This window comes from Alistipes sp. An66, assembly GCF_002161445.1.
In the GTDB taxonomy this organism is placed as follows: domain Bacteria; phylum Bacteroidota; class Bacteroidia; order Bacteroidales; family Rikenellaceae; genus Alistipes; species Alistipes cottocaccae.
Genome location: NZ_NFHT01000010.1, coordinates 38,799 through 62,894, shown reverse-complemented (window position 1 = coordinate 62,894; position 24,096 = coordinate 38,799). Strand labels below are relative to the sequence as shown.

Annotated in this window: 22 protein-coding genes; 5 read left to right on the top strand and 17 right to left on the bottom strand. The window is 59.6% G+C overall.

What is annotated here, in order from left to right; genetic code table 11:
- Window positions 1-11 precede the first annotated feature (11 nt).
- Window positions 12-1,349 carry an NADP-specific glutamate dehydrogenase gene (gene gdhA / locus B5G16_RS08195; RefSeq protein ID WP_087263130.1) on the bottom strand — a complete coding sequence of 446 codons (1,338 nt, stop codon included), beginning with the start codon at window positions 1,347-1,349 and terminating at the stop codon, window positions 12-14.
- Window positions 1,350-1,444: 95 nt separating this feature from the next.
- A complete protein-coding gene (locus B5G16_RS08190; protein WP_087263128.1) occupies window positions 1,445-4,426 on the bottom strand; it encodes a PEP/pyruvate-binding domain-containing protein in 2,982 nt (993 codons plus the stop codon).
- 86 nt (window positions 4,427-4,512) lie between these two features.
- Between B5G16_RS08190 and B5G16_RS08185 the strand changes: the two genes are divergently transcribed.
- Genes B5G16_RS08185 through B5G16_RS08175 form a run of 3 tightly spaced genes read left to right on the top strand, consistent with a single transcriptional unit; the run spans window position 4,513 to window position 7,826 of the window.
- On the top strand, window positions 4,513-5,718 hold the full coding sequence (locus B5G16_RS08185) for a hypothetical protein (RefSeq protein WP_087263126.1): 1,206 nt from the start codon (window positions 4,513-4,515) through the stop codon (window positions 5,716-5,718).
- Window positions 5,719-5,733: 15 nt separating this feature from the next.
- Window positions 5,734-6,837, top strand: coding sequence for a glycine cleavage system aminomethyltransferase GcvT (gene gcvT / locus B5G16_RS08180; protein ID WP_087263124.1), 1,104 nt, complete (start codon window positions 5,734-5,736; stop codon window positions 6,835-6,837).
- Between the two features lie 20 nt (window positions 6,838-6,857).
- A complete protein-coding gene (locus B5G16_RS08175) occupies window positions 6,858-7,826 on the top strand; it encodes a dihydroorotate dehydrogenase-like protein (protein WP_087263122.1) in 969 nt (322 codons plus the stop codon).
- 110 nt (window positions 7,827-7,936) lie between these two features.
- On the opposite strand, the gene B5G16_RS08170 is transcribed toward B5G16_RS08175, so the two are convergent.
- The 6 genes from B5G16_RS08170 to ftsY all read right to left on the bottom strand — a co-directional run bounded on the left by B5G16_RS08170 (window position 7,937) and on the right by ftsY (window position 13,667).
- The gene (locus B5G16_RS08170; protein ID WP_087263120.1) at window positions 7,937-8,587 is read right to left on the bottom strand and encodes an HD domain-containing protein; all 651 of its coding nucleotides are present in this window, start codon (window positions 8,585-8,587) and stop codon (window positions 7,937-7,939) included.
- Between the two features lie 78 nt (window positions 8,588-8,665).
- Entirely contained in the window at window positions 8,666-10,213 is a 1,548-nt protein-coding gene (rny, locus tag B5G16_RS08165; RefSeq protein WP_087263118.1) for a ribonuclease Y, read from the bottom strand.
- Between the two features lie 427 nt (window positions 10,214-10,640).
- Window positions 10,641-10,940, bottom strand: a complete 300-nt coding sequence (locus B5G16_RS08160; RefSeq protein ID WP_087263116.1) for a cell division protein ZapA — start codon at window positions 10,938-10,940, stop codon at window positions 10,641-10,643.
- A gap of 57 nt (window positions 10,941-10,997) precedes the next feature.
- On the bottom strand, window positions 10,998-11,318 hold the full coding sequence (locus B5G16_RS08155; protein WP_087263114.1) for a hypothetical protein: 321 nt from the start codon (window positions 11,316-11,318) through the stop codon (window positions 10,998-11,000).
- 62 nt (window positions 11,319-11,380) lie between these two features.
- Window positions 11,381-12,679 carry a 30S ribosomal protein S12 methylthiotransferase RimO gene (rimO, locus tag B5G16_RS08150; RefSeq protein WP_087263112.1) on the bottom strand — a complete coding sequence of 433 codons (1,299 nt, stop codon included), beginning with the start codon at window positions 12,677-12,679 and terminating at the stop codon, window positions 11,381-11,383.
- On the bottom strand, window positions 12,666-13,667 hold the full coding sequence (gene ftsY, locus B5G16_RS08145; protein ID WP_087263207.1) for a signal recognition particle-docking protein FtsY: 1,002 nt from the start codon (window positions 13,665-13,667) through the stop codon (window positions 12,666-12,668). Before ftsY ends, rimO begins: the two co-directional genes overlap by 14 nt.
- A gap of 83 nt (window positions 13,668-13,750) precedes the next feature.
- Between ftsY and B5G16_RS08140 the strand changes: the two genes are divergently transcribed.
- Window positions 13,751-14,620, top strand: coding sequence for a hypothetical protein (locus B5G16_RS08140; protein ID WP_087263110.1), 870 nt, complete (start codon window positions 13,751-13,753; stop codon window positions 14,618-14,620).
- A gap of 121 nt (window positions 14,621-14,741) precedes the next feature.
- Here B5G16_RS08140 and B5G16_RS08135 read toward each other — a convergent pair whose 3' ends face one another.
- From B5G16_RS08135 to B5G16_RS08095, 9 genes are all read right to left on the bottom strand, one after another.
- A complete protein-coding gene (locus B5G16_RS08135) occupies window positions 14,742-15,977 on the bottom strand; it encodes a glycosyltransferase (protein WP_087263109.1) in 1,236 nt (411 codons plus the stop codon).
- 207 nt (window positions 15,978-16,184) lie between these two features.
- Window positions 16,185-17,423 (bottom strand): glycosyltransferase family 4 protein, encoded by a 1,239-nt coding sequence (locus B5G16_RS08130; RefSeq protein ID WP_087263107.1) that lies wholly within the window; start codon window positions 17,421-17,423, stop codon window positions 16,185-16,187.
- A gap of 3 nt (window positions 17,424-17,426) precedes the next feature.
- On the bottom strand, window positions 17,427-18,620 hold the full coding sequence (locus B5G16_RS08125) for a glycosyltransferase (protein ID WP_087263204.1): 1,194 nt from the start codon (window positions 18,618-18,620) through the stop codon (window positions 17,427-17,429).
- Window positions 18,621-18,748: 128 nt separating this feature from the next.
- A complete protein-coding gene (locus B5G16_RS08120) occupies window positions 18,749-18,907 on the bottom strand; it encodes a DUF4295 domain-containing protein (protein WP_087263105.1) in 159 nt (52 codons plus the stop codon).
- 13 nt (window positions 18,908-18,920) lie between these two features.
- On the bottom strand, window positions 18,921-19,103 hold the full coding sequence (gene rpmG / locus B5G16_RS08115) for a 50S ribosomal protein L33 (protein ID WP_087263103.1): 183 nt from the start codon (window positions 19,101-19,103) through the stop codon (window positions 18,921-18,923).
- A gap of 16 nt (window positions 19,104-19,119) precedes the next feature.
- Window positions 19,120-19,353 carry a 50S ribosomal protein L28 gene (rpmB, locus tag B5G16_RS08110; RefSeq protein WP_087263102.1) on the bottom strand — a complete coding sequence of 78 codons (234 nt, stop codon included), beginning with the start codon at window positions 19,351-19,353 and terminating at the stop codon, window positions 19,120-19,122.
- A gap of 102 nt (window positions 19,354-19,455) precedes the next feature.
- The gene (locus tag B5G16_RS08105; RefSeq protein ID WP_087263099.1) at window positions 19,456-20,697 is read right to left on the bottom strand and encodes a competence/damage-inducible protein A; all 1,242 of its coding nucleotides are present in this window, start codon (window positions 20,695-20,697) and stop codon (window positions 19,456-19,458) included.
- Between the two features lie 4 nt (window positions 20,698-20,701).
- Entirely contained in the window at window positions 20,702-21,910 is a 1,209-nt protein-coding gene (locus tag B5G16_RS08100; protein ID WP_087263097.1) for a quinone-dependent dihydroorotate dehydrogenase, read from the bottom strand.
- Window positions 21,911-21,943: 33 nt separating this feature from the next.
- Window positions 21,944-22,939: a 4-phosphoerythronate dehydrogenase gene (locus tag B5G16_RS08095; protein ID WP_087263095.1), complete on the bottom strand. Its 996-nt coding sequence runs from the start codon at window positions 22,937-22,939 to the stop codon at window positions 21,944-21,946.
- Between the two features lie 104 nt (window positions 22,940-23,043).
- Between B5G16_RS08095 and B5G16_RS08090 the strand changes: the two genes are divergently transcribed.
- The gene (locus B5G16_RS08090; RefSeq protein WP_087263201.1) at window positions 23,044-24,096 is read left to right on the top strand and encodes an agmatinase family protein; all 1,053 of its coding nucleotides are present in this window, start codon (window positions 23,044-23,046) and stop codon (window positions 24,094-24,096) included.

Genomic DNA, 24,096 nt, shown 5'->3' with positions numbered 1-24,096 from the left:
CGGCAGCCGGTTTACAGGATGCCCTGCTCGACCATCGACTTGGCGACCTTCATGAAGCCGGCGATGTTGGCGCCCTTCATGTAGTTGATGTATCCGTCGTTCTCGGTGCCGTATTCCAGGCAGGCGTGGTGGATCGACGACATGATCTGATGCAGTTTGGCATCGACCTCTTCGGCCGTCCAGTTGAGTTTCTGTGCGTTCTGGGTCATTTCCAGTCCCGAGGTGGCCACGCCGCCGGCGTTCACGGCCTTGCCCGGTCCGTAGGGGATCTTCGCGGCGATGAAGGCGTCGATGGCCTCCGGGCGGCAGCCCATGTTCGAAACCTCGGCCACGACCTTCACGCCGTTGGCCAGCAGCTTCTTGGCATCCTCGCCGTCCAGCTCGTTCTGCGTGGCGCACGGCATGGCGATGTCGACCTTGACCTCCCACGGCTTGCGGCCCGCAAAGAACTTCGCGTTGGGGAACTTCTCCACGTAGGGTTCCACGACGTCGTTGTTCGACGCGCGCAGTTCGAGCATGTAGGCGATCTTTTCGGCGTTGAGACCCTCCTCGTCATAGACGTATCCGTCGGGTCCCGAGATCGTTACGACTTTGGCTCCGAGTTCCGTGGCTTTGGTAGCGGCGCCCCAGGCGACGTTTCCGAAGCCCGAAATGGCGATCGTCTGACCCTTGATGTCCATGCCGGCCTTTTCGAGCATCTGGCGCAGGAAATAGACGGCGCCGAAACCGGTGGCTTCGGGGCGGATCAGCGAACCGCCGTAGGTCATGCCCTTTCCGGTCAGCACGCCGGTATTCTCCTGTGCGAGTTTGCGGTACATGCCGTAGAGGTATCCGATTTCGCGGCCTCCGACGCCGATGTCGCCGGCGGGGACGTCGGTTTCGGGGCCGATGTGGCGCCAGAGTTCGGTCATGAAGGCCTGGCAGAAGCGCATGACCTCACGGTCCGACTTGCCTTTGGGATTGAAGTCCGAACCGCCCTTTGCGCCGCCCATGGGGAGCGTGGTGAGGGCGTTCTTGAAGATCTGCTCGAATCCGAGGAATTTGAGGATCGAGAGGTTGACCGAGGGGTGGAAACGCAGACCGCCCTTGTAGGGGCCGATGGCGTTGTTGAACTGTACGCGGTATCCGATATTGGTTTGTACTTCGCCTTTGTCGTCGACCCATACGACTTTGAACGTAAAGATCCGGTCGGGCTCGACGATGCGTTCCGCGATGCGGTTGGCTTCGAATTCCGGATGCTGGTTGTAGGCGCCCTCCACGGTCATCAGAACCTCGCGTACGGCTTGCAGGTATTCGCTTTCGCCGGGGTGCTTGCGTTCGAGGTCCGTCATGATTTTGTTGACGTTCATAGGATTGAAGTTTTAAGGTTTTGTGTTCTTCTGTTACAAATATAGCAATATTTATTATAGATTGTAATCTTTTTTGGAAAAATTCGGAAAATTTTTCATTCTTCGTCATTTTCGCGGATCATTCCCTTGTTGGAACGGCCGTCGACGCAGACCCAGAGCGGGCGGTCGAAGCGCACCTGCCGCAGATAGGTCCCGTCGTAGAGGGCGGGCATGGCGTCGAGACGGTCGGCGCGGAAGATGCCGTCGCCGCGGAAGGGGCTGATGGTCAGATACCCGACGCCGAGCGAGGTGACGTTCTGGAAGAAGTGGGTTCCCTGCGAGGGTTCGACCTCGAACTTCTCGATGCCGCACTCGACGATGACCTTCGCCTCGGAGATGTGGTTCCACTTGACGGGCACGCCGAGGAACGGATCGGAGGAGCCCCAGCGTCCGGGTCCCACGAGGATGTACGACCTTCCTTCGTCGTGCATGCGGTTGTTCAGCGTGAGGAGTTCGGCGGCGATCTTTTCGGTGGAGAGCGAGTCGAAGGCGTCGTCCTTGACGTAGATGATGTCGGCCAGATCGGCCATCATGCCGATTCCGAGGGCCTGTTCACCATAGATCAGAGCCCGGTCGGGGTTTTCGGCCGACCAGTCGATGGCGCGGTTGTCCTGATTGTCGATGATGGGGCGGATTTGCAGCAGGTTGAAGATCTGCTGCTGGCCGGGTGCGACGTCCATGTTGACGGCGAACTCCACCTCCACGGGACAGCGCATCTCCTCGGCGCCCATGCGGAGGATGTCCGAGATGATTTCGGCCAGAGGGAATGTGTTGTATTTCAAGATATTGTTGAACGTGATAACCCGGCGTCCGCGGTCGAACGGGCTGTCGGAGATGCGTTCGTTCTCGCGGTCCCAGACCGAGCAGACGAAGCGGGCGTTGCGGTATCCGTCGATTTCGCGCAGGCTCAACCGGTGGAGGTTCACGGCGTCGTCGATCGAGGTGCGGAACTCCTCGGGGCGCATGCTGAGGGCGAGGACTTCGGTCTGGGTCTCGCTCAACGCGAGCTCCGGCGTGGAGGTTTGGAGGACCTTCTGCGGATATCGGGGCGAGAAGCGGAGGGTGCGGCCGCCGTCGACGACGAGTTTCCCGAGGCCCATGGCGACGTTGCAGACGCCGTCGGAGGCGTGTTCGTCGCCGATGGGGTAGTAGTTGATCGAGCGTGCGACGCCCGAGCAGGTCGGGAACCAGAGTCCGTTCTGCTCCGTGCCGCAGACCTCCTGGATGATGACGGCCATCTTCTCCTCGGAGATGAGGTTCTGCGAGGTGGTGATGTAGGCCCTCGACGCGGCGAAGTAGACCGAGGCGTAGACGCTCTTGACGGCGCGCAGCAGCAGGCGCAGCATCTGGTCCTCGTTGTCGGCGTAGGGGATCATGTAGGTGGAGTAGATCCCGGCGAAGGGCTGGTAGTGGGAGTCTTCGAGCTTGGAGGAGGAGCGCACGGCGAGCGGTGTGCGGACGGTGCGGATGTAGGCTTTGAGCTCCTGTTGGAGGCGCTGCGGGACGGTCGAGGAGACGAACTCCGAGAGGACCTCCTCGTCGGAGAAGTCCTGCGAGATGATGTATTCCAGGCCGTTGCGGCGGATGAACTCGTCGAAGTACTCGGTGGCGATGACCACCGAACGGGGGATCATGATGCGGACGTTTTCGTGCTTGTCGTACTGGCGGTGCTTCATGAGCATGGAGTTCATGAAGGCCAGGCCGCGGGCCTTTCCGCCGAGCGAACCCTCGCCGATGCGGGCGAAGGCCACGGCGTCGGAGTAGGTCTCGGGGTCGAAGCGCGCGACGACGCCCTGTCCGAGGAGCGTGCGGTAGTCGCGGATGAGGTTCACGAGCACGCGGCGGTGCTCCTCGACCGACGTGAAGTGGCTCTTGTTGTACTGGCGGATCGAGGCTGCCAGCGGGAAGAGGCCGCGGGAGTACAACCACTTGGAGAGGTGGTTCTGGGAGGTGTGGAACTCGAAGGCGTCGTCGGGGATCGAGGCGATCATCTGCTGCATCTGCGTGAGGTCCTTGGCGCGTCCGATCTCGGCTCCGGTTTCGGGGTCCTCGAAGACGAAGTCTCCGAACGCGAACTCCTTGGCGATGTATTCGCTCAACTGGGAGAGGAGCGTCTTGGAGTTCTTGGCGATGAATCCGGCGCCGAGAGCGCGGGCCTGCTCCTCGAAGGAGGTCTGGGAGGATTGCAGCAGCACGGGCATCAGGGGGTTGTCCTCCTTGATCCGTCGGCAGAGGTCGATTCCGGCGTCGAGTTTCTCGCTTTCCGAGGGGTCGTCGCGGTGGAGGACGAAGCCCACGTCGGAGATCACGCCGAGAAGGTTCTTGCGGTATCGGTCGTAGAGCTCGGCAGCCTCGTCGTAGCAGCGGGCGAGGAGGATCTTGGGCCGGGCGCGTTTGCGGAGGACCTGCTGCTGCTCGTTGAAGGCGTCTTTGAGGAACTCGGTGTTTTGGAGCAGGATCAGCTTGTAGAGCTCGGGCAGGTAGGTCGAGTAGAAGCGGATCGAGTCCTCGACCAGAAGGATGGCCTGCACGCCGCCTTCGAGGATGTCCTCGTCGGCGTTCATCTTGTCCTCGATGAGCTTGATGATACCGATGATCAGGTCCGTGTTTCCGTGCCAGGAGAAGATGTAGTCGAGACCCGAATGGTCCTGCTCCTCGATGCGGCGGTAGATGTCCTTCGAGAAGGAGGTGAGCAGCGCCACGGGGGTGTTGGGGTGTCGCTCCTTGACGATCTTGGCGAACTGGAAGACGTCGGGCTCCCCGACGTTGTACATCGTGAGGATGAAGTCGTAGGAGTCGTCCTCGCGCAGGGCTTCGAGGGCCTCGGCCGTGGAGCTGACGCGCGTCAGCGACGGCGGGTTCGACATGTTGAGGTCGATGTACTCCTGGTTGATCTGGGATTCGATGTGTCCGTCCTCCTCGAGGATGTAGCCGTCGTAACTGCAACAGACGAGCAGGATTTTGTGGATCCTGTATTTCATGAAACGATAGGGGAGTTTGCTCCCGTCGGGCATGTACTGTTCGAGGCTTTTGTTCATTCGGATTCGAAATTTGATAGATGAACAAAAATAAGGAAAAAATTGTTACCTTTGAAAATCGGAAACAAGGAAAATAACCCATAGTCATGAATCAGGAGAAATATACGTTGCAGGAGGTGACGACGCCGGCCGTCGAGCGGGAGTGGCTGAACCTGCCGAAACGGATCTACAAGGGCAACCGCAACTGGGTCTGCCCGCTGGACCAGGATGTGTTGGAGGTGTTCGATCCTGCGCGGAACGAGCTGTTTGCCGACGGCGAGGCGATCCGGTGGGTGGTGCGCGATTCGCGCGGCGAGGTCGTGGGCCGCATCGCAGCGTTCTACAACCGCGAAAAGGCCGCCATCGAGGAGCAGCCGACGGGCGGCTGCGGTTTCTTCGAGTCGATCGACGACCAGCGGGTGGCCGACATGCTGTTCGACGCCGCGCGGATGTGGCTGGCGAGCCGCGGCATGGAGGCGATGGACGGACCGATCAACTTCGGGCAGCGGCGCGACTGGTGGGGTCTTCTGGTCGAGGGCTACGAGTTCCAGCCGCTGTACAAGAACCCCTACAACCCGCCCTACTACAAGGATCTGTTCGAGAATTACGGTTTCCGGAACTACTTCAACCAGCACAGCTTCATCTGGCGGGTGAACAATTCGGAGGCGAACAAGCAGATCTTCGCGCGGGCCGAGCGGCTCTATACGGTTCCGGGCTACCGGGTCGAGACGATCGACATGAAGAATCTGGAAGAGGCCGCCGAGAGCTTCCGGGTGATCTACAACAAGGCGTGGGCGCTCTTTTCGGGCGTTCGTCCGATGTCGCAGGAGGAGGCGCTGGCGATGGTCCGCGAGATGAAGCCGATCATCGACCCGAACATCATCTTCTTCGCCTATTTCAACGACGAGCCGATCGGCTTCTTCATCACGGTCCCGGACCTGAACCGTCTGATCGGGAAGTTCAACGGCAAGTTCGGGCTGTGGCAGAAGCTGCGGCTGATGTGGGATCTGAAAGTGCGCAAGTCGTGCGACCGGATCTTCGGGATCATCTTCGGGATCACGCCGGAGTTCCACGGCAAGGGTGTGGAGTCGGCGATCATGGTGAAGTACTACGAGTTCCTGGAGCTGACGAAAAACCCCTACAAGACGATGGAGCTGGCGTGGATCGGGGATTTCAACCCGGTGATGAACCGGATGATCGAGACCTACGTCTGCGCGACGCGACACAAGGTGCATACGACGTACCGCTACCTGTTCGACCGCACGAAGGAGTTCCACCGCTGCCCGCGTCTGGGCGTCAAACGCCGTGAATAACACCAACCAACCGATATGAAAACCACCGTATTTACCGATTATCACATTGCCGCGGGGGCCAAAATGGCCGAATTCGCCGGCTACAACATGCCCATCGAGTTCACGGGCATCACCGACGAGCATCTGACCGTGCGTCAGGGCGCCGGCGTTTTCGACGTGAGCCACATGGGCGAGATCTGGGTCAAGGGCCCGAAAGCGGAGGCGCTGTTGCAGCGCATCACGACGAACGACGTGGCGAAGCTCTACGACGGGAAGGTGCAGTATTCGTGCATGCCGAACGGCCGCGGGGGGATCGTGGACGACATTCTGGTCTACCGGATCGACGCCGAGACCTACATGCTGTGCGTCAATGCGGCGAACATCGACAAGGACTGGGCGCATATCTGCGCCGTGGGGCGCGCGGAGTTCGGCATGGAGGCAGGTCCGGGCAAGGAGCTCTACAACGCTTCGGACGAGATCTGCCAGCTGGCCGTGCAGGGACCTCTGGCGATGAAGATCGTGCAGAAGATGTGCGCGGAACCGGTCGAGGAGATGGAGTACTATACCTTCCGGAAGATGGAGGTTGCCGGCTGCCGGGCGATCCTCTCGATCACGGGCTATACGGGCGCCGGGGGGTGCGAGATCTACGTGGCCAACGAGGACGGCGCAAAACTCTGGAAAGCGCTCTGGGAGGCCGGGGCCGGGTACGGACTGAAAAACATCGGACTCGGGGCGCGCGACACGCTGCGTCTGGAAAAGGGCTTCTGCCTCTACGGCAACGACATCGACGACGGGACCTCGCCGCTGGAAGCGGGCCTGGGCTGGATCACGAAGTTCGCCGAAGGGAAGGATTTCATCGACCGTCCGCTGCTGGAACGTCAGAAGGCCGAAGGGCTGACGCGCAAGCTCGTGGGATTGAAGATGGTCGAGCGCGGGATTCCGCGTCACGGCTACCGGCTGGCGGCTCCGGACGGCACGGAGATCGGGCATGTAACCTCCGGTACGATGTCGCCCTGCCTGAAAACGGGCGTGGCGCTGGGCTACGTGGCTTCGGCGTATGCGAAACCCGGTACGGAGGTTGCGGTCGTCATCCGCGAGAAGCCCGTGAAGGCCGAAGTGGTCAAGATACCTTTTGTTTAACGAACCAAATACGCAAAATCATGAAAACCGAATATCTGGGGCTGGAACTGTCGAGTCCCGTGATCGTGAGCAGTTCGCCCTATACGTCGACCCTCTCCCATATCGAGTCGTGCGTCCGTGCGGGTGCGGGAGCCGTGGTGTTGAAGTCGATCTTCGAGGAGCAGATCTACCGCCAGGCGGCTTCGCTGGACAAGATGGAGGGTTACGGCGATGCGGGCGAGTATCTCGAACGCTACCTGGGCGACGCCTACAAGGCCGAGTTGCTGCAACTCGTCGCCGATGCCGCGAAGACGGGCGTTCCGGTGATCGGGAGCATCAACTGCGTGGGTTCGGGCGATGCGTGGATCGACTATGCGACGTCGATGCAGGCCGCCGGGGCTTCGGCGCTGGAACTGAACATCTTCCTGCTTCCGACCGACCGCCGGGCTTCGGCCGCGGAGATCGAGCAGCACTATGCGGACATCGTGCGCAAGGTGTGTGCGGCGGTTACGATTCCGGTGTCGGTGAAGCTGCCGATGCGCCTGACGAACGTACTCTCGACGTGCGACACGCTGCTGGCCCGCGGTGCGAAGGGCGTTGTGCTGTTCAACCGCTTTTTCGAGCCGGACATCGACATCGAGAAACTGACGTTCCAGCCGGCGGATCCGTTCAGCCAGCCGACGGAGTTGCGTCACGTGCTGCGCAGCACGGCCCTTTGTTCGCATGCCCTTCCGCAGCTGGACATCTCGGTCTCGACGGGCGTGCACGACGGAGCGGCAGCGGTCAAGGCGCTGCTGTGCGGCGCTTCGGCGGTTCAGCTCTGCACGGCGATCCACAAACACGGCTACGAGGTGATCGGCCAGATCGGGTCGTTCATCGACGAGTGGGCCGCGCGCCACGGCTTCGATACGCTGTCGTCGTTCCGCGGACGCATGGACTACGGCTCTTCGGAAGGCGAATTCTACCAGCGTGTGCAGTACATGAAGTACTTCCCGCACGACGCCGAGTAAAGATTGAAGGCGCGTTGGCGCAATAGATGCAAAGCCCCCGATTCCTGCAAGAAGTCGGGGACTTTCGTTGTGTCCGTGTGATGACGGGCGGCCTTGCGTGCAGCCCGGTGCTATCGTTTTTCAGGCTCCGGGAGGGGCGGTTTCGCGGTTTCGGCATCGAATGCTTCGTCGAAAGCCTTGCGGATCCGTTCCGGGTCGCGGATCACCTCACGCAGGGCTTCCAACCGCCGGGCATTCTCCGATTCGGGAATCCAGAGTTTCAGATAGCCGCCTTCGGCGTATTTGTTGTGCAGGTGTTCGAGGCAGCGCGCGAAATGTCCCTCGCGATCGAGTTCGGGGCAGTGGTCCAGTCCGTACTGCACCGTGCGTCGGATGATCGTCGCCGGATCAATGACCCGGTCGGCTTCGGCAACGATCCGTCCGTAGATCGACCGCGGGGCGTTCTTCGACGAGGCGCGGTGGTCCTCCACCGCCTCGCGCATCGTCCGGATCTGCTCCTCCGAGAACCAGCGGCGCAGTTCGCGGTCCGCAGCGAGGATCCGTCCGGCATCGAGGTGGTGGTTCTCGCGTCCGTTGACCAGTCCCGTGTCGTGGTAGGCCGCGATCGCGTAGACCATGTCGGCGTCGACTTCGTATCGGGCCGCCAGTTCGAGACTGCGGGCGATGACCGTGCGGACGTGTCCGACGTCGTGTGCCCGGTCGAAGTGTTCGTAACGCGGAATGATCTCCCGTTCGATATAGCGTTTGAGTCCCGGATTCATGGGCGCTTGTTCGGAAAAAATCCTCCGGGGAATTCCCGGAGGATTTCGTTGGGATGCTGTTTGCCGCTTCTCCGTACCTTATTTTGCGTAGGCGACGGCGCGGGTTTCGCGGATGACGGTGATCTTCACCTGTCCGGGATAGGTCATCTCGTCCTGGATCTTTTTGGCAATGTCGTGCGAAAGTCCCTCCGACTCCTGGTCCGAGAGTTTGTCGGCGCCGACGATCACGCGCAGCTCGCGCCCGGCCTGGATGGCGTAGGTCTTCACGACGCCGGGGTACGACAGCGCGATGTCCTCCATCTCTTTGAGCCGCTTGATGTAGCTCTCGACGACCTCGCGGCGTGCTCCGGGGCGTGCTCCGGAGATGGCATCGCAGACCTGGATGATCGGCGCGATGAGCGACGACATCTCCACCTCGTCGTGGTGCGCTCCGATGGCGTTGCAGACTTCGGGCTTCTCCTTGTATTTCTCGGCGAGTTTCATGCCGATGATTGCGTGCGGGAGTTCGGGTTCGTCGTCGGGCACCTTGCCGATGTCGTGCAGCAGACCGGCCCGCCGTGCGATCTTGGGGTTGAGTCCCAGCTCGGCGGCCATGATCCCTGCGAGATTTGCCGTTTCGCGGGCGTGTTGCAGAAGGTTCTGTCCGTAGGAGGAGCGGTATTTCATCTTGCCGATGAGCCGGATCATTTCGGGATGTAGTCCGTGGATTCCGAGGTCGATGGCTGTGCGCTTCCCGACCTCGACGATCTCCTCCTCGATCTGCTTCTGGACCTTTGCCACGACCTCCTCGATGCGTGCGGGATGGATGCGGCCGTCGGTGACGAGCTGGTGGAGTGCCAGTCGCGCGATTTCGCGGCGCACGGGGTCGAATCCCGAGAGGATGATCGCCTCGGGGGTGTCGTCGACGATGATCTCGATGCCGGTTGCGGCTTCCAGCGCGCGGATGTTGCGGCCTTCGCGACCGATGATGCGTCCCTTGACCTCGTCGCTCTCGATGTTGAAGACGGTTACGGCATTCTCGATGGCTGTTTCCGTCGCAACGCGCTGGATCGAGGCCACGATGATTCGTTTGGCCTCTTTCGTGGCGGTCATCTTGGCCTCCTCGATGGTTTCGTTGATATAGGCGGCGGCTTCGGTCTTGGCTTCGGCCTTCATGTTCTCCATGAGGATGTTCTTGGCCTCTTCGGCGCTCATTCCGGAGATCTGTTCGAGCCGTACGTTCTGTTCGCGGCGCACCTGGTCGATCTCCTCCTTCTTGTGTTCGAGCAGCTGCAACTGGTTCTGCATGTGTTCCTTGACCCGGTCGTTCTCGCGGATCTTGTTATCCAGTTCGCGTTCCTTGTTCTGGAGGTTCTGTTCGAGCTGTTTGGCGCGCTGTTCGCTCTGGTTGAGTTTCTGGTTGCGTTCGTTGACCTGCCGGTCGTATTCGCTTTTGAGCTGGATGAATTTCTCCTTGGCCTGAAGGATTCTCTCCTTCTTGATCATCTCGGCCTCTGCTTCGGCCTCTTTGAGTGCGGTTTCGCGCCGTTTCCGGATCGAGTTCTTGACCACGAAGTTGGTGACGAGCGCGTAAACCACCACGGCAACCACCGCAGAGATGCAGGCAATAAGAATGGTGGTATACATTGTTTTCTACGGTTTTTTTAATGGTTAATATAATATATCAGAGTATTGTTGTATCAAAAAAAACCGCATAGGATTCCTTATTCTTGTTTGACGAATCTGCAAGATCAGTCATGTGTGGGGTCTCGGACAATCGCAATCTTCCAACGGTGCACCGGAGCGCACTCCCCATTGCGGGTAGTAAGGCCTGATTTTGAAGCGCCACAAGTTGCCCCAATTTAAAAAGTGTTCAGTTTCGCAAAGCTGTAAGGAATCTATGCGGGTAGATTCTGTGTATGTATAAAGAACGTCGATATCGTAACAAGGGGTTCGGGGTGTTTTCGTCTCTCCTTCGTCTCTTCCTTCGTCTCTTCCTTCTCGTCTTCCTTCTCGTCTCCCTCCTTGTCTCTCCCTCGTCTCCTCCTTACTTCCTCTCTCTTGCCCCCCCCCGTCAGGGTTTCAGGGTGTTGAGGTATTCATCTATTTCCGTGCCGATTTTTTCGAGCTGCTTCATATCTTCGCTGTCGATCTCGCGGCTTTGCCTCATTCCGACGTTGGCGATTGCGAACTTCAACGCGGCCATGGCCAGATAGTCCTGGTCGTTCCAGTTCTTGATATGCTGCTGTTTAATCAGCGCGAGGTAGCTGTTTACCTCTCTTTCGGCCAAACGGTATATCTCCTCTTTTCCGCTTTCGATGTTGAAAGGATAGCTTTTACCGGCTATTTTGAGGGTAATTGCCTGTTTCGCCATTTTCGTTCGTTTCGTTTATCTCTGTAACATCCCGTATCCGTCCCGTCGTCGCGACACTTATTTTCCGGAGGGTTCGGAATCTGTCTGCGACGGATTTCCCACGAGTGCGATACATTTGTCGACCTCCCGCATCAGTCGGTTGACGCGCGCCCGTGCCTTGTCCCGATTCGTTCTGCCTCCGGCGAGCCCGTCGACGAGTTGGAGTTTCGCCACTTCGGCTTCGAGGTCCCTGACCTGTTCCTGAAGGGCTCTTTTTTCCCGTTGCAGGGCGTCGCGCTGCTGCGCGAGCTCTGTGCAAAGACCCGACAGCCTTTTGTGGTCGTCGATCAACAGCCTTACGCGGGCTTCGATGTTCGTTATCACACTCTTTTCGGCCATCGTTCCGGAGAAAGAAACGTTTCGCTTTTCAAAGGTACGAAAAAAAGGTGAAAACACAAAATTTATTTTGGAACGACCTCTCCGTAGAGATCGTACTCCTCGGCGGCCGTAACCCGCACGGTGTAAAAATGGCCTTTCAACAGCCGCTTCGGCGCCGCGGGGATGAGGATCTCCTGATCGACCTCCGGGGAGTCGTACTGCGTGCGTCCGACATACCAGTCTCCCTGGCGGGAGTCGATCAGCACACGCTCGATACGTCCGACCCTGCGTGCGTTGTTCTCGGTCGCGATGCGGTTCTGCAAGGCCATGACGCGGTCCACACGCCGCTGCTTGACCTCCTCCGGGACGTCGTCTTTCAGTTTCTCGGCCGAATGGGTCCCCTCCTCCTCGGAGTAGGCGAAGACGCCGAGCCGCTCGAAGCGCACTTCGCGCACGAAGTCGAGCAGCTCCTCGAAATCGGCTTCGCTCTCACCCGGATATCCGACCAGCAGCGTGGTCCGCAGCGCCAGGTCGGGAATCGCCTCCCGCAGCTTGCGGATCAGCTCCATGGCCTCGGCCTTGGTGTGGCGGCGCAGCATGGCTGCGAGCTGGGCGTCGGAGATGTGCTGGAAGGGGATGTCGAGGTATTTGCAGATCTTCGGTTCTGCGGCCATCACCCCGATGAGCTCTTCCGGGAACGCCGCGGGATAGGCGTAGTGCAGCCGGATCCACTCGATCCCGTCGATGCGGCACAGACGCCGCAGGAGCTCGGCAATCTGCCGCTTCCCGTAGAGGTCGAGCCCGTAGTAGGTGGAGTCCTGCGCGATGACGATCAGTTCGCGGACGCCCTGCGCCGCCAGCTTGCGGGCCTCCTCCTCCAACACCTCCATGGGCACCGAGACATGGGGCCCGCGGATGAGCGGGATGGCGCAGTAGCCGCACTTCCAGTTGCATCCCTCGGAGATTTTCAGGTAGGCATAGTGCTTCGGCGTGGTGAGAAGCCGTTCGGTGTCCAGCGCATGGTCCCCGGCAGCCCCGAGCGTCCGGATGATTCCGTCCCAGGTGCGTGCCCCGAAGTATTCGTCGACCTCGGGAATCTCCGTGCGCAGCTCGTCGGCGTAGCGCTCCGAGAGGCATCCGATGACGAACAGATGTTCGATCTTCCCGGCCTTCTTGGCCTCGGCGGCGCGGAGGATCATCTCGACGGACTCCTGCTTGGCATCGCCGATGAACCCGCAGGTGTTGATGACGACGGTCTTGGCGTCGGTTCGGTCGCTGTCGAAGTGGACCTCGTAACCGGCGGCCGCGAGCCGTGCCATGAGGTGCTCGCTGTCGACGGTGTTCTTCGAACAGCCGAGTGTGATGACGTTAATCTTTTTCATCTCCGAACAGGGCGTTTACGAATTCCCGGCGGTCGAAGATGCGCAGCTGGTCGATCCCCTCGCCGATGCCGATGTAGCGGACCGGAATGTGGAACTGGTCGCTGATGCCGATCACCACACCCCCTTTGGCCGTGCCGTCGAGCTTGGTGATCGCGAGCGAGGTGACCTGCGTGGCCTGCGTGAACTGGCGGGCCTGCTCGAAGGCGTTCTGCCCGGTCGAGCCGTCCAGCACGAGCATCACCTCGTGGGGCGCTCCGGGAATCACCTTCGACATGACGTTGCGGATCTTCGTCAGCTCGTTCATCAGGTTGATCTTGTTGTGCAGACGCCCGGCGGTGTCGATCAGCACGACGTCGGCGCCGTTGGCACGGGCCGAGGTCAGCGTGTCGAAGGCAACCGACGCGGGATCGGAACCCATCTGCTGACGGATCATCGTGGCGCCGGCGCGGTCGGCCCAGACCTGCAACTGGTCGATGGCCGCGGCGCGGAATGTGTCGGCGGCGCCGATCCAGACCTTCTTCCCGGCCTTGACGAGCTGTGCGGCGAGCTTCCCGATGGTGGTGGTCTTCCCGGCGCCGTTCACGCCGACGACCATCACCACGTAGGGCTCACCCTCGCGGGCGTCCAGTCCGAAGTGCTCGGCCGATCCGTGGGCCTGTTCGAGCAGTTCGGCAACCTCGCTGCGCAGGATCGACTGCAACTCCGAGGTGTTCATGTATTTGTCGCGTGCGACGCGCTCCTCGATGCGGCGGATGATCTTCACGGTGGTCTCCACGCCGACGTCCGACGTGATGAGAACCTCTTCGAGTTCGTCGAGCACTTCGGCATCGACGGTCGTGCGGCCGGCCACGGCGCGTGCGAGTTTCGAGAAGAGCCCCTGTTTGGTCTTCTCCAATCCGGCGTTGAGCTCCTGTCGCTGCTGCCGGGCCTGCTCCTCGGAGACGGGGGTCTCCTGCTGTTTCTTGCGGAAAATATCGAAAAATGCCATGTGCAAAGAATTAATCTTGGGACAAAGATAACAAGAATGTTTGGAAAAGCGTTATCTTTGCGGAACAACCCGTTTTAAGTGAAATGAAAAAATACATGTTGCTGCTGACGGCCGCCGTTTTCGGGGTTTTGTCGGCCACGGCCCAGGAGTTGATCGTCAAGACGGACTCCACGAAAATCGAAGCCAAGGTGATCGAAATCACGCCGGAGAACGTGCGCTACAAGCGCTTCTCGAATCCCGACGGTCCGACCTATGTCCTGCCCGTTGCGGATATCCACTACATCCGCTATGCCAACGGCGAGATGGAGTACTATACGCGGAGCATCCCGGCTACGCCACTTGTTCCGGCGACTCCGGTTGCCTCGGAACCTGCGGTGCAGATCCCCGACGACCGCTACGTGCTCAAAACGTACGAGATCGGGGAACTTTACGACCGGAACGGCGTGAAGGGTGTCGTGTGCCTGCTGACGGAGGACAAGCAGCACGGACTGGTGATCTCGCTCGACGAGCTTTACCTGCCGTGGAGCGAGTTCCGGAAGCCGGATCTGTGCGTGGTCGGTGCCGATGACCGCACGGACGGCACGGTGAACATGGAGAAGGTGGCACAATATATCGAGGCAAACGACCTTACGTGGAATTCGTTTCCGGCCTTCAAGTGGTGCCGGGAAAAGGGCGAGGGATGGTACCTCCCGGCGATCGACGAACTGCTGACGATCGGTCACAACTACAACGGCGGGACGCGGATCCGGAACGACCGTCAGGCGCGGAACAAGTTCAACGATGCGTTGAAGGGTGCCGGTGGCGAGCGCATGGACCGGATGGTTTACTACTTCTCCTCGACGGAGATGGACGAGAAGAACGCCTATACGTCGCACATGAGCATGGAACCTCCCTACGTGGTCGAGATTCCGAAATACAACAGGTTCCTCGTGCGCGCCGTGCACAAGTTCTGACCGCCGGGGTGCCGCGAACGAAAAAGGCCGGGCTTGCTGATCGCATGCCCGGCCTTTCGTCGTTCGGGAAACGCTCGAAAGTTTTCGATAAGCCGGTGCTGTTTGTCGGTTCGGGTGTCGTTCAGAGGCTCTCGATGAGCCGGCGCAGCTTGCCGATGATGAGCTCCCAGCCATAGTTCTCCCGGACATAGCGCGGGCCTCTCTCCGCCATGGATTGCCGCAACGCCGGATCGGAGAGGAGCCGGTGGAGCTTTTTGCGGAAGTCGCGCCCGTTGTCGTACCAGAGTGCCGCGCCGCTGAACTTGCAGTGGTCCTTCATCACCTCGCAACGGCCGTTCACGAGCATCGGAATCCCGTTGTCGAGCGCTTCGAGCAGCAGCAGCGAGAGACTCTCCACCAGCGATGGATTCACCATGAGCGTCGCATGGCGGATGATCGCCCGTTTCTCTTCGTCGCTGACGCTTCCCGTGACGATGATCTCCGACCGGTCGATCTTTCCGCTGTCGGCGTCGGCGGGCCCGACCAGCACCAGGCGGATCTCTCCGCCGTATTGCTGCTTGTAGCGGAGGAAGTCGGGGATCAGCGATCCGATCTTCTGGGGGTGCATCCGTCCCACATACAGCAGGTAGTCGTCGGGAAGTCCGTACCGGGCCTTGACCTCCTCCCACCGTACGGGCGCGGCCTTTTCGATGCTGCATCCCACGATGCTGTTGGGCGCCAGCGCGGGCCCGAATACCCGCCGGCAGAGCCGCTGCTCGGCCGGGGTGTTGAAGGCGATGTGCCGCACGCGGGTGAAAACCCGGGTGAAGAGGCTGAAATAGAGCGACCGCACGGGATGGGCCGTAGGGATCAGAATGCACCGTTCCGGGGCTTCCAGGGCGGCGGTGAGCGTGGAGGTGAAGTTGAATCCGACGGGCAGGATGGCGGCATACTCCTCCTTGTGCTCGCGGATGAAATCCGCCAGCGTCGGAGCATACTCTTCGTGGGTGGCGAAGAAGCGCCGTTCGGCCTCTTCGTTGAGCGTCCAGAGGGGATGGAGGGCCGCCAGCGGGGTGAGCAGCCGCCATTGGTCGAGCAGGTAGCGAAGCCTCCGGGCCTTGCTGGCCTCGCGGCGCCGTTCGTTGGTGTGCTCCCTGTCGGGTTCCGCACGGAAGCGTCGGACGAGAATTCCGTTTTCCAGCCGCTCACCGGCGGGGAAGTCCTCCTCCGAGGCGGTCGGGTGGCGGAGCGTGGAGGTCAGCACCTCTACCTCGTAATAGGGTTTCAGCCGTTCGGCAAGCATCCGGCAATGGATCTCCGTGCCGCCGAAAATCCCCTCTCCGTACCGGAAGGCGGTGAATGCGATTTTTTTCTTCATACTACTCATTGGAGTTCATCGAACAGCCGGAGCCACTCCGCTCCGATGGCCCGGGGGTCGTACCGCCGGGCTGCGGTCCGGTTTTCCCGGCTCATCGTCTCCTGCCATGCGGAGTCTTCCAGCGCATCGCCCAGCTTGTCTGCATATTCCCGCTGGTCGAACGGCGGGACGACGATTCCGCATACTTGTTTTTTGTATGTATTTTTGTCAGATCGAGTCTATTATTTCACGAAGTTTTCCGATAATGATCTTCCATTCGTAATGATCCTGGACGTATCGTGGGCCTTTTTCCGTCATGGATTGCCGTAATTCGGAATCAAAGAGGAGTCTATGAAGTTTTTTACGGAAATCGCGCCAGTTGTTGTACCAGAGAGCTGCTCCGCTGATCTTGCAGTGATCTTTCATGACCTTGCTTTTCCCGTTGACCAATACCGGAATGCGATTCTGCATGGCTTCGAGCATTAGCAGCGAGAGGCTTTCCAGATGCGAAGGATTGACCATGACGGAAGCATGTCGAATGATGGCACTTTTTTCTGCTTCGCTTACAAATCCCGTTAAAATAACTTCATTGGATGCCGGATGTCTGATCGTCTTGTCGTCAATGCCTCCGACCAATACCAGTTTGACATCTCCGCCGTACTGTTGTTTGTACTTTAAAAATTCAGGAATGATTCGGTTGATCTTTGGACCTGTGACACGTCCCAGATAAAGGACATATCGTTCGGGCAGCATGTAGCGTTTCTTGACTTCTTCCCAGTCTGCGGGTTCAGCCTCTTCAATGCCGCATCCTACCAGACTGCAAGGTGCCATTGAGCGTCCGAAAATTCGTCGGCAGAGTTGCTCTTCGGCTGATGTGTTGAAGGCAATATGCCGTACACGAGTGAACATCGGAACATTGATTCCGTAGTAAAGCGGATTTTCAGGATGTGCCAATGGGATGAGAATGCTCTTTTCAGGAGCGATGGCAGCGCCGAGTATGGTTTGACTGGAATAAAAATTCATGAAGATGAAAGCGTGGTACAGGTCTCGATGTCGACGAATAAAATCAAACATCTCGGGAGTATGGCTTGGTTGCGATTCGATCGTGCGGCGTTCAGCCTCAACGCCGAGGCTCCAATGGGGATGTAATGAGGAGAAAAGACGCAAGATCCCCAAACGATGTAGGCGACTCCGTATCCGACGTGCCAGTTTCCCGTGTTTGTAGTAGTCGTTATGTAATTCAGCGTTGACGGGCCGGGGTTTGAATCGGCGGATCAAGACTCCGTTTTCGGTTGAAGCTCCCTCTTTGAAGTCCTGTGTCGGATCATTGAATATGCGGATGGTTGTCGTGAGGACCTCAACTTCGTAGTAGGGAGTTAAACGCTCGGCCAACATCCGGCAATGTGCTTCGGCGCCACCATTGACATCTTTGCCGTAACGGATAATGATGAAAGCGATTCTCTTCATGTTTTAATCTAAATCCTTAAAGAGTTGGAGCCATTGGGATCCAATTAGTTCCAATTTGTATTCGGACGCCTGTTGATAGCATTTTTCCCGCATTCGGATTTGACATTCCCGGTCAAGCATGGCGGCTTTCAGACGTTTGGCGTATTGCCGTTTGCTGAACGGGGGGACAAGTATGCCAGCCTCTCCGTTGCGGGTGATTGTCCGGATCCCGGCGTAGGAATCGAATGAGACGGGAATAGCTCCGTATTGTTGTCCTTCAGCGAAGCACATGCCGAAGCCTTCGAAGTCTGATGTCAGGCAGACGAAGGTGGCCCGGCGATAGAATGAGGCTACGTCGGATTGGTATCCGGTAAATTCGATGTTTTTGAGTTTTAGCGTTTTTGCAAGTTTATGCAGATTCTCTTTTTCGGGGCCGTCTCCGACCAGGATCAATCTCCAACCGGGTACAGAATCCTCGATCTGGTGCCAGATTTTCAGCAGACGATCTATTCGTTTGTCGCAATGGGAGAATCGTCCGACAAAAAGAACGATCTTTTCCTTCGGGCAATGAGTCGGCTCTTGGGGCGGAAGTAACGGATTGGAAATCGCTGCGAATTTCTTTTGATCGGGATGATGATCGTATTTTTGCAGATCACGAAACAATTGTCGATAATATTCAGGAAAGAGTGTTACAAACCGGTCTGTATTGTGATGTATTTTTGAGTAGAGTTTCAAATATCTTCGTTTTAACTTGTCGGTGAACCGATAGACCGGTTTGCGCAGAAAGATGAACTCCATTCTTCGAATGAATGTCGGATTGGATAATTGACAGCTTTTCAAGTTCCTCAAATCATAGATCTCCCATAAAGGGATGCTGTGCAAACAATAGATTAACCGGGTTTTGCCGATGTGATAAAGTTTTTCAAAGGGGAAAACCGTAGATCCTTGGATCATCAGGACATCGACTTGCTCTTCGTTAAGAGAGTTGCGTAGAAACTCTACGTTTATCGGGAGACATTCGTTGTTGGCATCCGGAAGGATTTTTATTGTAAAATCTTCGAGTTCCTTTGCGGTGAGCAGTTCTCTCTTGAACAGGGATGTATAAATAATGATTCGGAGTCCCTGTGATTTGAAGTAGTGCGCTAAATTCCTGGTAACTGTTTCTGCTCCGCCCTCGGGAAATGGTCTGTTATAGAAAGCGATTGTTCGGATGTCCATGGTAGTCGGTTGACAATAAACTGCAATAAAAATAGTTTTTTTTATCGAAACAGCCAAATTCATTCACACACAAAGGGCACCTCTTGATGAGATGCCCTTTGTATTTAAGAGACGACTCTTAAAATACGTTATTTCTTCTCGTCGAAGAAATCCTTCACCTGGTCGTTTGCAATAACGCCCTCCTTGAACATGTAGGCGCCGGTTTTCTCCGACTTGACCATCTTGATGCACTTGGTGAACTGCTTGCCGGTACCGGTTTTCAGCGTTGCGACTACTTTCTTTGCCATAGGTCTGCTCTAACTATTTGATTTCACGGTGTACGGTGACACGTTTCAGGAACGGGTTGTACTTCTTGCGTTCGAGCCGTTCGGGCGTGTTCTTCTTGTTTTTCGTGGTGATGTAACGGGACATTCCCGCAACTCCGCTCTCTTTCTGTTCGGTGCACTCGAGGATGACCTGAACTCTGTTGCCTTTCTTTGCCATGGATTACTCGTTGATTTTAGTACACGCTTTTGGGAGCGGCAGCTTCGCGCAGGGCGACTGCGAGTCCCTTCTTGTTGATGGTTTTCATGCCGGCGGCCGACACCTTGATGGTGATCCAGCGGCCCTCCTGCTCGGACCAGAAACGCTTGGTTTTCAGATTGGGGCTGAATTTGCGTTTGGTCTTGTGGTGGGAGTGCGAGACGTTGTTGCCCACGACAGCCACCTTGCCTGTGATTTCGCAAACTTTCATTTTGTACTTTGTTTTTTGTTTAAGCCCGTTTGGGGCCTGCAAATATACAACCTTTTCGTCAAAACACAAAGTGCGCCGGCTTTTTTTGTACGCCGGCCGGTGCTATTCGGCGTTGAGCTCGTCTTTGAGCATGCCGATGGCGAAGGCGCTGGCCCGGGAGATGATCTGCCCGCGGTCGGCTCCGCACTGCCGGCATTCGGCGATGGTGCGGTCGGGGGTCGCCACGGCGATCCAGACGGTTCCGACGGGTTTTTCGGGGCTTCCGCCCGTGGGGCCGGCGATTCCCGTGGTGGCGACGGCGAAGTCGGCGTGCGCGATGCGTCGGGCACCTTCGGCCATCTGGCGGGCGACCTGTTCGCTGACGGCGCCGTAACGGGCGATGTCGGCGGCATGGACGCCCAGCACGTCGGCTTTGGACTCGTTGCTGTATGCGACCACGCCGCAGCGGAAGTAGGCCGAAGCCCCGGGCTGGGCGGTGAAACGCGAGGCGATGACGCCGCCGGTGCAGCTTTCGGCCGTGGCGAGGCTCTGCCCGCGTCGGGTAAGGGTTTCGTGGACGAGCTCCTCGACGGAGGCGGTTTCGAACCCGACGATGTACTCGGGGATGAGCTCCCGCAGCGCCTCGAACTGCCGGTCGATTTCGCGGGCGACGCTTTCGCCCTCGACTTCGTAGGCCGACAGCCGCAGCCGCACGGCTCCCGGATTGGGCAGGTAGGCGAGTTTGAGGTAGGGCGGGAGTGCGTTTTCCCAGCTCTCGATGCGCTTGGCAAGCATCGACTCGGCGAGTCCGGCGGTGATCATCGTGCGGTGTACGATCTGCCGCAGGGCGAAATGGGCTTTGAGCCGGGGGATGACCTCGTCCTGCATGAGGTGCTCCATCTCATAGGGGACGCCGGGCAGCGAGACGACGACATGTCCGTCGCATTCGAACCACATGCCGGGGGCCGTTCCGTAGGCGTTGAAGAGCACCGTGCAGGCCTCCGGGACGAGGGCCTGCGAGCGGTTCAGGTCGTTGAATTCGATGCCGCGCGCCGTGAGCATCTTCTCGACGTGTGCGGCGACGGTTTCGTCGTAGCGCATCTCGCTGTGGAAGAGTTCGGCGAGCGTCTTCTTGGTGATGTCGTCCTTCGTGGGGCCGAGTCCGCCGGTGATGATCGTCACCTGGTTGTTCTCCCGGGCGCGGTCGACCGTGTCGATGATCTGCTGGCGGTCGTCGCCGATGGAGATTTTTTCGCGGACGACGATCCCGATTCCGTTCAGGTGCCTGGCGATGGATACCGAGTTGGTGTCGACGATCTGTCCGATGAGGATCTCGTCGCCGATGGTGATGATCGAAGCTTTCATGGGTTTATGATTGTTCTGCGGCGGCTTCGGACGCAGCGGACGGTTTCTCACCGTCCGTTTCGGGGGAGACCGTCGGATCGGTTTCGGGGTGTTGCTCTTCCGCCTGCGGGGGTTCGGCGGTCGGGGCCGGGATTTCGCGGGCCTCGTCCTGCGGCTGTCCGGCGTTGCCCTGCGGCTGGCGGGCGTCGTCGATCAGCGCGCGGCAGATTTCGCCGACGAGCCCGGGGCCTTCGTAGATGTAGCCGGTGTAGAGCTGGACGAGGTCGGCGCCGGCGTCGAGCATGGCGCGCACGTCGTCGGGCGTCATCAGCCCGCCCACGCCGATGATGGGGTAGTTTCCGCCCGAGCGGGCGTGGACCCTGCGGACGATCTCCACGGCCCGGCGGGTCAGGGGGGCTCCTCCGAGGCGTCCGGTCCCGATCTTGTCGAGCGACGTGCGGCTGGTCCGGAGTCCTTCGCGGAGATGCGTGCCGTTCGTGGCGACGATGCCGTCGAGGGGCGTTTCGAGCAGGATGTCGGTCACGCGGTCGATCACCTCGTCGGGCATGTCGGGGGATATTTTGAGCATGATCGGGCGGTACTGGTTCTGCCCGCGGCGGAAGTCGAACAGCGGTTCGAGGATCCGGAGAATGTGTTCGCGGGCGTGGGTCGCTCCCTCCCGGCAGGCATTGTCGCAGCTGATGTTGACGGTGAAGTAGTCCGCATACTGATAGAGGTTGCGGAAGAGTTTCAGATAGTCGGCCGCGGCGTTCTCGACGGGTGTGGCGGTGTTTTTCCCGATGTTGCACCCCACGATAACCCCCTCGTGGGGGCGGCGGAGGTGGCGGATGGCGGTTTCGAGTCCCCGGTTTGCGATTCCGATGCGGCTGATGATCGCCTTGTCCTTCGGGAGCCGGAAGACGCGCGGGCGGGGATTCCCGGGCTGCGGTTGCGGCGTGACGGTTCCGATCTCGACGAATCCGAATCCCATGGCGGCGAGTTCGCGGTAGGCTTCGCCGTTGCGGTCGAATCCGGCGGCGAGCCCCACGGGGTTGCGGAACTTCATGCCGAAGACCTCGCGTTCGAGCGCCGGGTGCTCGACGGCGTAGCTCTTGTGCAGCAGCCAGCGTCCTCCGGGGATGAACCCGATGATGCGCAGAAGCAGCAGGGCGATCCGGTGGGCCCGTTCGATGGGGAGCGAGAAGAGGATGGGCTTTATGATTCTCCGATACATAGTTGCGCGCAAAGGTAATGAAAAAACGGCAAGTTAAAAATATTCCTGCCGATAGTCGTAGCGGTCGCGCAGGGATTCGAACGCGGAGGGCTGCTGTTTCAGACGCCGGCTCTCGGCCTCGATGTCGTATGCGCCGACGATGGTGCGGACAAGCTCCTGCCAGGAGATCGCGTGGGGTTGCGAGGGGGTCACCTCCGGCGGGTACCACCCCTCGACCGGGAGTCCGAACTTCCGGGCGAGGGCCGCGACGGCGAGGGCCGTGGCGTTGGCCTTTCCCTGCAAGGAGTATCCGGCGATGTGGGGCGTGGCGACCAGCGCCCGGCGCAGGAGCTCCGGATTGAGTTCCGGCTCATGTTCCCAGACGTCGAGCGCCCATTCCAACTCACTCCGCAGCAGGGCCTCTCCGTCGACGACCTCTCCGCGCGAGGAGTTGAGGAGTACGGCCCCGGGCTTCATCATGCGGAAGAGTCGCCCGCCGGCCATGTGGCGGGTCGAGTCGTCGAGCGGCGTGTGGAAGGTGAGGATGTCGGCCTGGCGCGCCACCTCTTCGAGGGGCAGGAATCCGCACCGTTCCCGCTCTTCGCGCGGGGGGTCGCAGCAGAGCACGCGGAATCCCCACGCTTCGGCATAGTTTTTGACCAGCGATCCGACGTGTCCCACGCCGACGACGCCCAGGGTCCGCTGTCCGGGCGTCCACCCCTGCCGCCGGGCGAGGAGGGCGAGCACGGCGGCGACCCATTGCAGGACGCCGCGGGCGTTGCATCCGGCGGCCGTGGCTACCTCGATGCCGTTCCGCCGGCACCATGCAAGGTCGATGTGGTCGAATCCGATGGTGGCCGTGGCGATCATCCGCACGCGCGATCCGGCAAGGAGCGTTTCGTCGCAGCGGGTTCGGGTCCGGATCACCAGCGCATCGGCGTCGCGGACGTCCTCTGCGGAGATCTTCCGCCCGGGGCGGCGGCACACTTCGGCGAAGGGTTCCAGAACCCCGTCCAGAAAAGGAATGGCATTATCGGCTACAATCTTCATGATATTCGGAACTTTCCCGCGCTTATCTTCCGGCGGATGCGCAAATATAGGTAAAAATTAGTACCTTTGTCCGTTAAAAGGAGGATATGTTTCAAGAGAACGCTATGGAAGAGCGAACATTCGACCCGGATGGAGTGGGCGTGGCCAACGGAAGCTATTTCGGACTGCCGTTCGAGCCGGAGGAGGCGGAACTGGTGCTGATCTCGGCGCCGTGGGACGTGACGGTCTCCTACGGGGCCGGTACGGCGTATGCGCCGGATGCGATCATCGAGGCCTCCACGCAACTGGATTTCCACGATCCGCTGGCACCCGGCGCCTGGCGTCGGGGCATTGCCACGGCCGACGTGGACTATACCTTGCAGGAGCAGTCGCAGCGCCTTCGCGGCGATGCCGAACGGGTGATCGACCATCTGGAAGGGGGCGGGAACCCGGATGACGATTCGGTCATCCGCAAGATCCGGCGCGTGAACGAAGGCTGCCGGGCGATGAACGCCAACATCGAGGCGCAGGCATCGCGCTGGCTCGATGCGGGTCGGCTCGTGGGCCTCGTGGGCGGCGACCACTCGACCCCCTACGGCCTGCTCCGGGCGCTGGGGGCGCGGCATGCGTCGTTCGGGATCCTGCACGTCGACGCGCACTGCGACCTGCGCGAGGCCTACGAGGGCTTCGAGTATTCGCACGCCTCGATCATGTACAACGTGCTGCGCGATATCCCGCAGGTGACCCGGATCGTGCAGGTCGGGGTCCGGGATTTCAGCGAGGGGGAGGCGCGGCTGGCCGCCGCAACGGAGCGGGTCGTCATGTTCGACGACCTCACGCTGGCCGGGGCTTCGTTCCGGGGCGAGACGTGGGACGCCCAGTGCCGGAAGATCGTCGCGGCGCTCCCCGCGGAGGTCTACGTGAGCTTCGACATCGACGGCCTGACGTTCGACAACTGCCCCCATACGGGGACGCCGGTGACGGGAGGCCTGACCTTCAACGAGGCGGTCTGGCTGCTCAAAACGCTGGCCGACTCCGGACGCCGGATCATCGGATTCGACATGGTGGAGGTGTGCCCCTCCCCGGAGGAGCGGATCGACGCCATTACGGGGGCCCGCATGCTGTGGAAACTCTGCGGACTGACACTTGAATCCAATCAACAATCAAACAAAAAATAG

Coding starts and splice junctions, on each gene's coding strand:
- rpmB (WP_087263102.1), bottom strand. CDS start 19,353: ATGAAAGTTTGCGAAATCACAGGCAAGGTGGCTGTCGTGGGCAACAAC.
- B5G16_RS08135 (WP_087263109.1), bottom strand. CDS start 15,977: ATGAAGAAAAAAATCGCATTCACCGCCTTCCGGTACGGAGAGGGGATT.
- B5G16_RS08130 (WP_087263107.1), bottom strand. CDS start 17,423: ATGAAGAGAATCGCTTTCATCATTATCCGTTACGGCAAAGATGTCAAT.
- B5G16_RS08095 (WP_087263095.1), bottom strand. CDS start 22,939: ATGAAGATTGTAGCCGATAATGCCATTCCTTTTCTGGACGGGGTTCTG.
- rny (WP_087263118.1), bottom strand. CDS start 10,213: ATGTATACCACCATTCTTATTGCCTGCATCTCTGCGGTGGTTGCCGTG.
- B5G16_RS08190 (WP_087263128.1), bottom strand. CDS start 4,426: ATGAACAAAAGCCTCGAACAGTACATGCCCGACGGGAGCAAACTCCCC.
- gdhA (WP_087263130.1), bottom strand. CDS start 1,349: ATGAACGTCAACAAAATCATGACGGACCTCGAACGCAAGCACCCCGGC.
- B5G16_RS08105 (WP_087263099.1), bottom strand. CDS start 20,697: ATGAAAGCTTCGATCATCACCATCGGCGACGAGATCCTCATCGGACAG.
- rimO (WP_087263112.1), bottom strand. CDS start 12,679: ATGAAAAAGATTAACGTCATCACACTCGGCTGTTCGAAGAACACCGTC.
- B5G16_RS08125 (WP_087263204.1), bottom strand. CDS start 18,620: ATGGACATCCGAACAATCGCTTTCTATAACAGACCATTTCCCGAGGGC.
- ftsY (WP_087263207.1), bottom strand. CDS start 13,667: ATGGCATTTTTCGATATTTTCCGCAAGAAACAGCAGGAGACCCCCGTC.
- B5G16_RS08155 (WP_087263114.1), bottom strand. CDS start 11,318: ATGGCCGAAAAGAGTGTGATAACGAACATCGAAGCCCGCGTAAGGCTG.
- B5G16_RS08120 (WP_087263105.1), bottom strand. CDS start 18,907: ATGGCAAAGAAAGTAGTCGCAACGCTGAAAACCGGTACCGGCAAGCAG.
- B5G16_RS08100 (WP_087263097.1), bottom strand. CDS start 21,910: ATGTATCGGAGAATCATAAAGCCCATCCTCTTCTCGCTCCCCATCGAA.
- B5G16_RS08090 (WP_087263201.1), top strand. CDS start 23,044: ATGGAAGAGCGAACATTCGACCCGGATGGAGTGGGCGTGGCCAACGGA.
- B5G16_RS08140 (WP_087263110.1), top strand. CDS start 13,751: ATGAAAAAATACATGTTGCTGCTGACGGCCGCCGTTTTCGGGGTTTTG.
- B5G16_RS08175 (WP_087263122.1), top strand. CDS start 6,858: ATGAAAACCGAATATCTGGGGCTGGAACTGTCGAGTCCCGTGATCGTG.
- rpmG (WP_087263103.1), bottom strand. CDS start 19,103: ATGGCAAAGAAAGGCAACAGAGTTCAGGTCATCCTCGAGTGCACCGAA.
- B5G16_RS08160 (WP_087263116.1), bottom strand. CDS start 10,940: ATGGCGAAACAGGCAATTACCCTCAAAATAGCCGGTAAAAGCTATCCT.
- gcvT (WP_087263124.1), top strand. CDS start 5,734: ATGAAAACCACCGTATTTACCGATTATCACATTGCCGCGGGGGCCAAA.
- B5G16_RS08185 (WP_087263126.1), top strand. CDS start 4,513: ATGAATCAGGAGAAATATACGTTGCAGGAGGTGACGACGCCGGCCGTC.
- B5G16_RS08170 (WP_087263120.1), bottom strand. CDS start 8,587: ATGAATCCGGGACTCAAACGCTATATCGAACGGGAGATCATTCCGCGT.